Here is a 12043-nt window from a genome sequence, read left to right as displayed (position 1 = left end):
GTTCTAACTCCAGCGTTCAGTTAAATAAGGCCTGGGCTCAGATGCCCCAGGCGAAAGGGTCCTGCTCGTCGATCAGCAAGGTGCTGTCGGCGGTCATGTAGGCGCGGCCGGTGATGAAGGGGCGTACGCGTTCGCCGTCCCATTCATAACGGCCTTCGAATTGGCTGCCGGTGATGCTGGCTTGTACCCAGGTGGCGCCGGGCGCGAGTTTGCCGTCAGCGGCCAGGCACGCGAGCTTGGCGCTGGTGCCGGTGCCGCACGGCGAGCGGTCGTAGGCCTTGCCGGGGCACATCACGAAGTTGCGGCTATCGGCGTGGGCGTCATCGGCGAACAGTTCGATATGGTCGATCAGCGCGCCATCGGCACCGTGAATGCCTTGCTCTTCCAGGGCCTTGAGCATCGCCCAGGTGTAATCGGTGAGGGCATCGACGTTAGCCATCTCCAGCGTTTGCCCATGCTGCGACACCAGGAAAAACCAGTTGCCGCCCCAGGCAATGTCGCCGTAGACCACGCCGTAGCCAGGCACCTGCACCGCGACCTGTTGGCGATGGCGGTAGGCGGGCACGTTGCGCAGGGTCACGGCGCCATCTTCGTGCAAGGTGGCGGCTACCGGGCCCACTGGCGTGTCGATGCTGTGAACGCCCGGCTGGATGCGGCCCAAGTGGTGCAACGAGGCGACCAGCCCGATAGTGCCGTGGCCGCACATCCCGAGGTAGCCGGCGTTGTTGAAGAAGATCACCCCGCAGGTGGCGCCCGGTGTGACTGGCTCGCAATACAACGCGCCGACCAATACATCATTGCCACGCGGCTCCAACAGGCAGGCGCGGCGCCACCGGTCGTGCTCGCTGCGCAGGTTGTCCAGTTGCTCAGCGATACTGCTGCCGGCCAGGGTGGGGAAACCGTCCAGCACCAAGCGCGTAGGTTCGCCGCCGGTGTGGGAGTCGATAACGTGCAACCGTTTCATAAAACACTCCATTCAATGGGTGGCCGGGGACAAGCGTGTGTTGTGCTGGGGTTCGCTGACGGCTTCGCTTTCGTCGTCTTCGTGTTCCAGGCGCACCAGGTGCGCAGGCACGCCGGTGGCGGCGCCCCAGTAATAGATGCCCAAGGCGCAGACGGCGACGACAACCGTGTCATACGGGTGGCTGAGTACGCCGATGCCGCCAAAGCTGCCGAGCTTGGAGAGCAGGATGGTCACCGCGTAGAAGCCGATCAGCCACGCCGCCGAACGCACTTGCTGCTTGATGTTCAGGTGCGCAGTCGGCACCCAGCGCGCGCACAGCAGGTACACCGCAAACATCAGGATTTGCAGGCCGAGCAGCCACGAGACCGTGCTCCAGCCGGACCAGTACACGATCAGCGCGGCGATGATGAACGACAGTGGGCCGAGCACCGCCATGCCCTTGACCCGGAACGGCCGCGCCATGCCCGGTGCATTGCGGCGCAGCGCGGCGACGGTCACCGGGGCCACGGCGTAGCTCAAGATCAACGCGGCCGACACCACGTTGATCAGCGCTTCCCAGGACGGAAACGGCAGGGTCCAGAACACCGACAAGCCAAAGGTCAGCCACAGCGCTGGGCGCGGGATGCCGGACTTCTCGTCAATACGCGTGAAGATCTTGAAGAACGTGCCGGTCTGCGCCCAGCCATACACCACGCGCGGGGTGGCGTTCATGTAGATATTGCCGCAGCCGCTGGGCGAGATCACCGCGTCGGCCACCACCAGATAGGCCAGCCAGCCCACGCCCAGCGCCAGGGCGATGTCGCGGTAAGGCAGTGCGAGTTCCTTGCTGATCCCGGCCCAACCGTTGGCGAGCATCTCGGTGGGTACGCCGCCGAGGAATGCGGTTTGCAGCAGCACATAAATCGCCGTCGACAGCAGCACCGAGAGGATCAATGCAATCGGAATCGTGCGTTGCGGGTTCTTCACTTCACTGGCTACCGAGATGATCGGCGTGAGGCCCAAGTACGCAAAAATCACCCCGCCGGCCGACACCGCCATCTCGATGCCCGACAGCCCGAACGGGGCAAAACCCTGCACCTGAAAGTTCGCTGGTTTGAAGAAGGTGAACAGCACGCCAATCACCAGCAGCGGCACGATGAACTTGAACACGCTCACCAGGTTATTGGCGATGGCGAAGGTCTTCACGCTGCGGTAGTTGAGGACAAAGAACAGGCACAGCAGGGCGAACTGCACCAGCCAACCGAGGGTGGTCGGGTCACTGGAGCCGACTTTGGTCAGTTCGGGAAACCAGGCCGCGGCGTATTGGCGCGAGGCGACCACTTCAATCGCCACTAGGCTTGAAAACGCGATCAACGTGATAAAGCCCATCAGGTAGCCCAGCAGCGGGCCGTGGGAATACACCGGGTAACGCACCACACCACCGGCGCGGGGCAGGGCGGCGCCGAGTTCGCAGTACACAATGCCCAACAGCAGCACGGCGAAACCACCGATCAGCCAGGAAATAATCCCGGCGGGCCCGGCGATGGCGGAGACGTGGCTGGCCGCAAACAGCCAGCCCGAACCGAAGATGGCGCCCAGCCCGATAAAGGTGAGGTCCATCAGTGAAAGTTGTTTCTTGAACTTGCCTTGAGCAGACATGGCGGCGCCTTCTTGTGAGTTATTGGATAGGCATGCAGTGGCGCTATCCTGAACCCATCAATGGCGTGGTGATTGATGTTTTGCGCGTGTGTGGATGACGAATTCGGCACAGTTCGCCAGGCTCGACAGCCATGCCGGCATGCGGCAATCTGCTCAAAAAAACCGGGAGTCCAGGTCATGTTGCCGAGCGCATTTGCGAGCCTTTTTCAGGCCAATCGCCCCCACAACATTGAACAGCTCCTGGCCGGGGTGACACAGCTGTTGCCGATGCTCGACGTGATCCCCAACGCCGCGATCTTCATCAAGGACATCCACGCCCGCTACCTGCTCGCCAACCACACGCTGGTGCAACGTTGCGGCCTAAAACAGCTGCAACCGCTGCTGGGCAAGACCAGCGCCGAGGTGTTCCCAGCGCAACTGGGGCCGGGTTATACCGAACAGGATCGGCGCGTGCTGGAGCAGGGGTTTGTGCTGGAGGACCAGCTTGAATTGCACCTGTACGGCACCCGCGAACCCGGCTGGTGCCTGACGCACAAATGGCCGCTGTACAGCGCTGCAGGCCAGATTATTGGCCTGGCGGGTATCTCGGTCGACCTGCAATCGGCCAGCGAAACCCACCCGGCGTACCAGCGCCTGGCCGCCGTGGACGAGTACATCCGCACGCATTTCAACCGGCGCGTCACCCTTGGCGAACTGACGCGCATCGCCGGAATTTCCGTGGCGCAACTGGAGCGCTACTGCAAGCGCGTGTTCCACCTCACACCCCGGCAGATGATCCAGAAAGTGCGCCTGGAACATGCGCATCGGTTGCTGCACACCGACCTGCCGATCACCGAAGTGGCGCTGCAATGCGGCTACACCGACCACAGCGCGTTTACCCGCCAGTTCAAGGCATTGACCGGGTTTACGCCGAGGCAGTATCGGCAGTTGGCGTAGTTGCCGGCATTGCAATGCAACGAATCACTCCCGTCGTCGCTCCTATGCTTACGAGTAACCTTTTCACGCACACAGGTAATAGGCTTATGACGGCGGCGGACAACGATCATGTGAACTGGCTGGTTGAGCAATCGATGCTGCACGCGGCGCGCCAGCGGGCCAAGCTGTATTCGGGGCAAGGGCGCTTGTGGCAACAGCCGTATGCGCATACCCGGCCGCGCGATGCTACCGCCTTGTCTTCTGTGTGGTTTACCGCCTACCCAGCCTCGATCGTGACCCGTGAAAACGGCACGGTATTGGAGGCGCTGGGGGATGAAAGCCTGTGGCACGCGCTGTCGAAAATCGGCATCCAGGGCATTCACAACGGCTCATTGAAGAAGTCCGGCGGGCTGTCCGGTACGCGGCATACGCCGACCATCGACGGCAATTTCGACCGCATCAGTTTTGAAATTGACCCGCAGCTCGGCACCGAGGCGCAGTTGCAGGCGCTGACGCGCATGGCGGCCGCGCACAATGCGGTGATCATCGACGATGTGATCCCGTCGCACACCGGCAAGGGCGCGGATTTTCGCCTGGCCGAGATGGCGTACGAGGACTATCCCGGCCTCTACCACATGGTGGAAATCCGCGAGGAAGACTGGCCGATGCTGCCCGACGTCGCCGAAGGCCGTGATGCGCAGAACCTCAGCCCATTGCAGGTGGATGCGCTGCGTGACAAGCATTACATCGTCGGCCAGTTGCAGCGGGTGATCTTTTTCGAGCCCGGCGTGAAGGAAACCGACTGGAGCGCGACGCCGGTAGTCATCGGTGTGGATGGCAAGCCGCGGCGCTGGGTGTACCTGCACTATTTCAAGGAAGGCCAGCCGTCGCTGAACTGGCTGGACCCTTCGTTCGCGGCGCAGCAGATGATCATCGGCGACGCCTTGCACGCGATTGACGTGATGGGCGCCAAGATCCTGCGCCTGGACGCCAACGGCTTCCTCGGCGTGGAGCGCAAGCTGGAGGGCGGTGCCTGGTCGGAAAGCCATCCGCTGTCGATCACCGGCAACCAGCTGCTCGGCGGCGCGATTCGCAAGGCCGGTGGGTTCAGCTTTCAAGAGTTGAACCTTACCGTCGACGACATCGCCGCCATGTCCCACGGCGGCGCCGACCTTTCTTATGACTTCATTACGCGCCCGGCGTACCAGCATGCGTTGCTGATGGGCGACACCGAGTTCCTGCGCCTGATGCTGCGCGAAATGCACAGCCAGGGCATCGACCCAGGCTCGCTGATCCATGCGTTGCAGAACCACGACGAACTGACCCTGGAACTGGTGCACTTCTGGACCTTGCACGCCCACGACAGCTACCTCTACCAAGGCCAGACGTTCCCCGGCAACATCCTGCGCGAGCATATCCGCGAGCAGATGTATGAGCGCCTGGCGGGCGAGCATGCGCCGTATAACCTCAAGTTCGTCACCAACGGCGTGTCCTGCACCACCGCCAGCATCATCACGGCAGCCCTGGGTATTCGTGACCTTGAAGCAATTACGCCGGCCGATATCCAGCAGATCCGCCAGATCCATTTACTGTTGGTGATGTACAACGCCATGCAGCCGGGCGTGTTTGCGTCGTCGGGCTGGGACTTGGTCGGCGCGTTGCCATTGGCGGCCGATGAGGTGGCGCATTTGATGGGCGATGGCGATACCCGCTGGGTTCATCGCGGCGCCTACGACCTGGTGGACTTGAACCCGGATGCCGAGCTCTCGGCGGGGCAGATGCCGCGCTCGAAAACCTTGTACGGCAGCCTCAACAGTCAATTGCAGGACCCGGAGTCGTTTGCCTCGCAGTTGCAAAAAATTCTCGCGGTGCGCAGTGCCTACGGGATCGCCGCCAGCCGCCAGATTCTGGTGCCGGAGGTTGAGCACCCGGGCTTGCTGATCATGGTTCACGAATTGCCGGCCGGGAAGGGCACGCAGATCACCGCGCTTAACTTTGGCGCTACGCCGATCACTGAAACCCTGCACCTGCCCAATATCGCGCCGGGGCCGGTGGTCGACATCATTAATGAACGGGTGGAGGGCGATCTTACCGCTGAGGGGGAGTTCACCATCACCCTGGATGCGTATGAAGGCCTGGCGCTGCGGGTGGTCAGCCATTCGCCGATGCTTTAAGGGCGGAAGGCATCGATGAAGTGCCGCAGCTTCGCAGTGCGCTGGCGGTCGGGCAGATCAGAGTCAGGCGCCTAATGATCGGTAAGACTACTTCAAACGGCAGCGACCTTATTGAGTTTTTTGGCCCGTTCAACACGGGAGCGTTTTTCGGGTGGACAGGATGATGCCAAATGGCTAGCTTCGGCGGCACTCATCTTTCTCAGGACGTTTCACATGACATTGAAGTTGCGTAATCGGGTGTTCGAGTTGTTGCAGCAAACGCCCGGAAAGCGGCGGACACCCAGTGATTTAGCCTGGGAACTCTTTCGGCTATATCCTGCCGATTGCCAGGAAAAGAAAGCGCGCAGCAAGGCCATCGATACCAACGATGCACTGGTATCGCAAATAGCCCGTGAAATTTACGGGTCTCGCATCCGCTGGCAGGGTAGCTATCCGGAGGTGCAATCTGAAGGGGAAAACCCCCGTCGCCTCTATTGGGATAATACACAGCCCGTGCCTTCTAAAAACGCTCAGGTTTCTTCGGCGGTAACCAGTGGGAAAGTGGCGCTGAATCGGATTCTGTTCGGTCCGCCGGGCACGGGTAAAACCTACGCGACGATTGAGGCGGCGCTGGAAGTGCTGGACCCGGATTTCCTTACGGAGCAGCGGCTGAACAGTTCGGCGGATGATGATCTGCGCCTTGCGCTGAAAACCCGTGTCGATGAATTGGACCGTGAAGGTCGTATCCGCTTCGTGACCTTCCACCAAAGCTTTAGCTACGAAGACTTTATCGAAGGGCTACGCGCATCCAGCAATGAAGACGGGCAACTCGAGTACGCAGTAGAACCGGGGGTATTTAAGCGTCTTTGTGACCAGGCGCGGACCAGTTCGGCCAATGCGGGTACCAGCAGCAATCCGCGTATCTGGAAAATTTCCATCAATGGCAGTTGGGGTAGTCCTGAGTTGACCTACTGCCTTGCGCACGGCGAAGCCCGTATCGGCTGGGTGGAGGCGGGCGATATGAGCGCTGAAAAAATGACGCCTTATTACGACCAGTTGGGGAGTAATAACAAAAGCACCCTGACGGCTTTTGCCAAAGAGATTCAGCCTGGCGATATTTTGGTGTGTATTCATTCAGCGGAGCTAATCTCGGCAGTCGGTGTCGTCACCGGTAACTATCGATATGAGGCTAGTCCGCCCAGCATTGTGCGCGAATACCCGCACGTGTTGCCGGTGAATTGGCTGTATCGCGACCTCAAACTGTCAGTCTTACCGCTTAATGGCGAAAAATCCTTTACCCAGAAAACCGTTTACCCACTCGATCGCTTCAACTGGAGTGATCTCCTTGGTTACCTGAATAAATCGGATGCCAAGCCAATCAGTCCTTTCGAGCAAACAAACGAAGTACGCAAACCCCACGTCCTTGTTATCGATGAAATTAACCGGGGTAACATTTCACGTATTTTCGGCGAGCTCATTAGCTTGATTGAACCGAGTAAGCGCGAGCGTCTGGATGCCGAGTCGAGCGAAGCATTGAGTGTTCAGCTTCCGTACTCGAAGAAGCCCTTCAGTGTGCCAGACAACGTGTACCTCATCGGTACGATGAATACGGCGGATCGTTCCCTCGCCTCAATGGATATTGCTCTGCGCCGGCGTTTCAATTTCATTGAAATGCCGCCTGAACCCGACCTGCTGGAAGGCATTTTCGTCAACGAAGGCGCTGATGCAACGTTGGAGACCGGGCTCGACATCAAGCAACTGTTGATCACATTGAACAAACGCATTGAGGTGCTACTCGATCGCGACCATTGTCTGGGGCATGCTTACTTTCTCCCGTTACGGAACGAGCCGAGTCTGGGGCTACTGGCATCTATCTTTCGCCAACAAATTTTGCCGCTACTACAAGAGTATTTCTTCGAGGACTGGCAGCGTATCCATTGGGTGCTGAATGACCACAACAAAGAGGAAGACGACGAAAAGTTTGTTCAGGAAGTAACGATAGACTTCCTGCAATTGTTCGGCAAAAAGGGGCCTGTTGATTCGCGAACCCAGCGATGGCAGTTGAATGAACGTGCATTCGGCCGTCTCCAAGCTTACCTGGCTATCGGTGAGGTCGCCCGTTGAGTCCTCCCGTCACGGTCCGCGAATTTGCCTGGCTGACCACCGATGACATTGAGTCGGATCTGGATCAGGCGCAAATTCCTCATTCAGCCTTTAAGTGGCTCTGTGACCTGAACGACTCCTTCACCAAAGGGGGAACGGCATTGGCGCAGATAGCGGGTCGATGCTGGTTGAAACTGGATAACTTCGTCGGCGTCCTTGAGAGCCCTTGCGGCACGCAATTGGAGATACTCCCCAAGCATTTTGAACAAGACGATTGCATTGAGCAGAGCCGTAGATTGCTCTGCAAGATGATTCAGACCGCATTCAACCTGAAAACCCGTCGAGTAGGCCCCGCGGATCTGATGTTGTTCGATGCGCCACTGAGTGAGTGGGTGATGCAGCAGTTCTTACTGGAGCTTGATCATCTATTCAAACGAGGCGTGCGCTTTGACTACCAGCGTGTAGAGGAAGAACAGCGTTACCTACGTGGCCAACTGGATATTGTCAGGCAAATGCGCCAGCCCCCGGGGCGTCAGCACCAGTTTCAGCTACGCCATGATATTTTCCTGCCTGATCGCCCGGAAAATCGACTGCTAATGCTGGCTTTACAGAAAGTCTGCAAATCGACGCAGCAACCGGACAGTTGGCGTTTAGCCCATGAGCTTCGGGGCCTGTTGCACGAGTTGCCGGCCAGCCGTGATGTAAAGGCGGACCTGAAACTATGGCGCGATGATCGTTTGATGGCTCATTACCAACATGTAAAACCTTGGTGTGAGCTGGTTTTAGGGGAGAACATGCCAATCGCCGTGTCGGGTGGTTGGCATGGGATCAGCTTGTTGTTCCCTATGGAAAGATTATTTGAACGCTATGTGGAAGCCTGCCTTCGAACGACTTTGCCTGCCTCTGCGACATTACAGCGACAGGTCAAGCAAGAGTTCCTGTGCTGGCACAACGAAGAAGGTATGTTCCAACTCAAGCCCGACATGCTCATCGCGCTGAAGGATCGACGCTGGGTGTTGGATACTAAATGGAAGCGTCTGGATCACAGCACAAGCAAGTACGGTTTGAGCCAATCGGACTTTTATCAATTGTTAGCCTATGGCCAGCGGTATTTGAAGGATCAGCAGCAAGGAGAAATGCTGCTGATCTATCCATGCAAAGCCAGCTTTAATCAACCTCTTCCGGAGTTCCGTTTCTCGTCGGATCTACGGCTCTGGGTGGTGCCCTTTGACTTAGAGTTAGGGGTGCTGGTTGATAGACAGCCCATCCCGCTCCCTTTGTGGTGGGAGGGCCTTTCTGAGTCGTTCGCCGCTGAGGCGTCAGTCAGTGGTTGAGACGGTGGTCCCATTGATACCTTTTAGTCAGGCGTCAGACGAATATGAAATGAGTTGAAAAAAGCTTTTCCTGGGCCACAGAAAGGTACTGTGGATTCATTGCTTCCCGCGCTCGATTCAGGGGCCAAAGGCGCTGATCGACGCATCGATGAAATGCCGCAACTTTGCAGTGCGCTGGCGGTCGGCCGGGTAGATCAGGCTCATCGGTTTGGACGGGCCTTCATAATTAGGCAGCACCCGCACCAGTTGGCCGCAGGCCAGTGCGGGGGCGAGCAGGTCGAGCGCCGCCGTCACCATGCCGAACCCGGCGATGGCGGCCTGGAGCTGCGCCTCGGCACTGTTGACGCGCAAAAGGCTGCCGACCTGCACCGGATAGGGTTTTGCGTGGCGAGTGAACCCCCATTCTTTGATGACCACACCGCGCGCCAGGCCTGCTTGCGCCACAACCTGAAGTTTTTTGACGCGCCCTACGTGGCCTTTTTGTTCATGCCAAAAATCAGCGACTACGTACGCGCGGCGGGCGATATCGGCATGTATGCGCAGACCTTTCTGCTGTCGTTGCAGGCACACGGCCTGGGCGGGATTTCCCAGACGTTGTTGGGGATGTACACCGACACGGTGCGCGAAGTGCTAGGGGTCAGTGCGGACTTGAAGCTGATGTTCGATATTTCCTTCGGGCAGGCCGACCCGCATTCAGCGTCCAATGGTGTTGAAGTGAGCTGGGTGGCGTTGGAGGAGAGTGTGGTGAGGCATCGTTAAGCCTTATGTGTGTGCTTCACACATTATAACTTTACTAATTATGCGTTCTAAGCATTTTATGCTCGAGTTTAGCTTGGGGTTATTGGCTGCCGATGTGGACTGCCACCGACCTGTTGAGGATTTTTCCCATGCCTTTAGTTCGAATTGATCTCGCCGCCGATACCTCTACTGAAACCGCTGCCGCGATTGGTGATGTGATCTACGCCGCGATGACCAGCGTCGCCAATGTGCCTGAGCACGATAAGTTCCAGATCATCAATCGCCACGCCAAGGATGACCTTGTGTACCCGGCGGCGGGTTACTTGGGGGTCGGCTATACACCGAACATCGTGTTAATACAGGTCACTTGGAGCGCTGGGCGCAGTATCGACGTGAAAAAGGCTTTCTATACATTCATCGCCGAGGGCATTCACGCCAAAACCGGGCTGCGTAAGGAGAACGTGTGGGCCAGCCTGGTGGACGTGAAGCGTGAAGACTGGTCGTTTGGTAACGGTGAAATGCAGTACGCACCGACCGAGTGACTTAAAGCCAAAAAAGGGGCGACTCATTTATGCGTCGCCCCTTTTGCTTATTGGGTGTCCAACGCCTGCAGAAACTGGTCGTGTTTCAGCGTTTGCGAAAACATCGGCAGCGTAAAGTTTTCGGCGGCGTGCTGTTGCTCATCGCTGAACGTTGCGGTGCAATCGGTCAAGGTCACCACGTCGTAGCCTTTCTCATAACCGGACCGCACTGTGCCTTCGACACAGCAGTTAGTCAGGAAACCCGCGACCACCAGGTTCTTGATGCCATTGTTACGCAGCACCAGGTCCAGGCCGGTTGTGGCGAACGCATCCAGGCCGCGCTTGCCCTCGACCAGGATGTCGGCGGCCTCGCGTGTCAGCGCCTCGGTGATCTCGGCGCCCCAACTGCCGGCGCGAAAGGCATTCGCGTCTGCCACACCTTTGAGAATTCCGTAGGTGCGGGTGGTCAGTTCGGGGTAGCCGTCGGCAAACTGGATCGGCATATGGATGATCTTCACGCCGAGCTTGCGTGCCTGCTCAACCGTGGTGGCGGTATTGGCCAACATGTTGGTGGTGTGCATGACGTCTTTGACGGCGTCGTGAAACACCCCGCCCGGGGTGGTGAAGTCGTTCTGAAATTCAATCAAAACCAACGCGGTGGTAGTCGGGTTCATGTTGATGCTCCGATGAGGTGATTGTTTCACTCGTGCAGTTATAGGCTGTTTAGCGTGCCCCGTCATGAGATAGCAACGGGGCGCAGGCACAGTGGCGCTTTCGGTACTCGGACGTACCCTCCCTGGAATTGAATCATGTTTCGACACTTGGTTTTTTGGCTGGGCCTGCTCGTGCTGCTGCCTCGGCTGACCCTGGCGGAGCCTGTAAGTTTTGCCACCCAGGACATTACCTTCCAAAGCGCCGGTGTTGCACTGGCCGGCACCGTCTTCCTGCCCGAGCATCCGCAGGTGGGCGTGGTACTTGTGCACGGCTCCGGTCAGGAACCGCGCATGGTTCGTTTCGCAACGCTGCTGGCCGGGCGTGGCATTGCCGTGCTGACCTACGACAAGCGCGGCGTCGGGCAATCCGCTGGTGTATACGTCGGCCCCGAGGTGGGTACCAACAACCTCGATGCGTCCAACCTGGTGGCCCTGGCGGGTGATGCAAATGCAGCGGTTACGGCCCTGTCAGCACAGGCTGCGGTGCCCATCGGGTTGGTGGGTTTCAGCCAGGCCGGCTGGGTCATTCCCATCGCCGCAGAACACAATCGCAGCGTCAATTTCATGGTGCTGTTCAGCGGGCCTGTCCTCACCACACGGGAGCAATTGCGGTTTCAGTTTCTGACCCAGGGCAAGGCTGACTTCTGGCGCACTCACAGCCAAGCGGATGTGCGTCAACATATCGCGCAAGACCCCGACCGTTACCCGTTTGTCGACACTGACCCGCGCGCTGCGTTGGCCAAGGTGTCGACCCCGGGGCTGTGGTTGTTGGGCGGTAAAGACCTGCAAACTCCTGCGTTCATGGCCATCGAGCGCTTGGACGCGATGAATGCCAAGGGCAAGGCATTTGAATATCGGCTCTATCCCGAGTTGGGGCACAACGTCTCACCCGGCGGCGCCGGCCAGTCGGTTGAAAACGCGGTGCAATGGATCAAGGCAGTCACGGTTGCTCGTTGAGGCGCTC

General features: G+C 58.6%; 11 protein-coding genes. 7 read left to right on the top strand and 4 right to left on the bottom strand.

Annotated features, from left to right (window positions below; translation table 11 throughout):
• Nucleotides 1-37 precede the first annotated feature (37 nt).
• Together KZH41_RS16280 and KZH41_RS16275 are read right to left on the bottom strand one after the other, a co-directional pair.
• Complete coding sequence (locus KZH41_RS16280) at nt 38-964, bottom strand: 4-hydroxyproline epimerase (protein ID WP_263273064.1); 927 nt, start codon at nt 962-964, stop codon at nt 38-40.
• Nucleotides 965-976: 12 nt separating this feature from the next.
• Nucleotides 977-2602, bottom strand: a complete 1626-nt coding sequence (locus tag KZH41_RS16275) for an APC family permease (protein WP_263273062.1) — start codon at nt 2600-2602, stop codon at nt 977-979.
• Between the two features lie 177 nt (nt 2603-2779).
• Here KZH41_RS16275 and KZH41_RS16270 point away from each other — a divergent pair, with 177 nt between their 5' ends.
• The 4 genes from KZH41_RS16270 to KZH41_RS16255 all read left to right on the top strand — a co-directional run bounded on the left by KZH41_RS16270 (nt 2780) and on the right by KZH41_RS16255 (nt 9107).
• Entirely contained in the window at nt 2780-3538 is a 759-nt protein-coding gene (locus KZH41_RS16270; RefSeq protein ID WP_263273061.1) for an AraC family transcriptional regulator, read from the top strand.
• A gap of 86 nt (nt 3539-3624) precedes the next feature.
• Nucleotides 3625-5691: a maltose alpha-D-glucosyltransferase gene (treS, locus tag KZH41_RS16265; protein ID WP_263273060.1), complete on the top strand. Its 2067-nt coding sequence runs from the start codon at nt 3625-3627 to the stop codon at nt 5689-5691.
• A gap of 540 nt (nt 5692-6231) precedes the next feature.
• Nucleotides 6232-7794, top strand: coding sequence for an AAA family ATPase (locus KZH41_RS16260; RefSeq protein WP_242156058.1), 1563 nt, complete (start codon nt 6232-6234; stop codon nt 7792-7794).
• On the top strand, nt 7791-9107 hold the full coding sequence (locus KZH41_RS16255) for an McrC family protein (RefSeq protein ID WP_242149651.1): 1317 nt from the start codon (nt 7791-7793) through the stop codon (nt 9105-9107). Before KZH41_RS16260 ends, KZH41_RS16255 begins: the two co-directional genes overlap by 4 nt.
• 117 nt (nt 9108-9224) lie before the next feature.
• On the opposite strand, the gene KZH41_RS16250 is transcribed toward KZH41_RS16255, so the two are convergent.
• The gene (locus tag KZH41_RS16250) at nt 9225-9458 is read right to left on the bottom strand and encodes a LysR substrate-binding domain-containing protein (protein WP_242149648.1); all 234 of its coding nucleotides are present in this window, start codon (nt 9456-9458) and stop codon (nt 9225-9227) included.
• Nucleotides 9459-9491: 33 nt separating this feature from the next.
• Here KZH41_RS16250 and KZH41_RS16245 point away from each other — a divergent pair, with 33 nt between their 5' ends.
• A complete protein-coding gene (locus tag KZH41_RS16245) occupies nt 9492-9866 on the top strand; it encodes a nitroreductase family protein (RefSeq protein ID WP_242149645.1) in 375 nt (124 codons plus the stop codon).
• A gap of 128 nt (nt 9867-9994) precedes the next feature.
• Nucleotides 9995-10387 carry a tautomerase family protein gene (locus KZH41_RS16240; RefSeq protein ID WP_242149642.1) on the top strand — a complete coding sequence of 131 codons (393 nt, stop codon included), beginning with the start codon at nt 9995-9997 and terminating at the stop codon, nt 10385-10387.
• A 47-nt stretch (nt 10388-10434) separates the two neighbouring features.
• On the opposite strand, the gene KZH41_RS16235 is transcribed toward KZH41_RS16240, so the two are convergent.
• The gene (locus tag KZH41_RS16235; protein ID WP_263273058.1) at nt 10435-11040 is read right to left on the bottom strand and encodes a cysteine hydrolase; all 606 of its coding nucleotides are present in this window, start codon (nt 11038-11040) and stop codon (nt 10435-10437) included.
• A 135-nt stretch (nt 11041-11175) separates the two neighbouring features.
• Here KZH41_RS16235 and KZH41_RS16230 point away from each other — a divergent pair, with 135 nt between their 5' ends.
• Nucleotides 11176-12036, top strand: a complete 861-nt coding sequence (locus KZH41_RS16230; protein ID WP_263273056.1) for an alpha/beta hydrolase family protein — start codon at nt 11176-11178, stop codon at nt 12034-12036.
• The last annotated feature ends 7 nt before the right edge of the window (nt 12037-12043 follow it).

This window comes from Pseudomonas sp. YeP6b, from assembly GCF_025642995.1.
In the GTDB taxonomy this organism is placed as follows: domain Bacteria; phylum Pseudomonadota; class Gammaproteobacteria; order Pseudomonadales; family Pseudomonadaceae; genus Aquipseudomonas.
The sequence above is the reverse complement of the archived record's forward strand: the minus strand, read 5'-3'. Positions and strand labels throughout refer to the sequence as shown.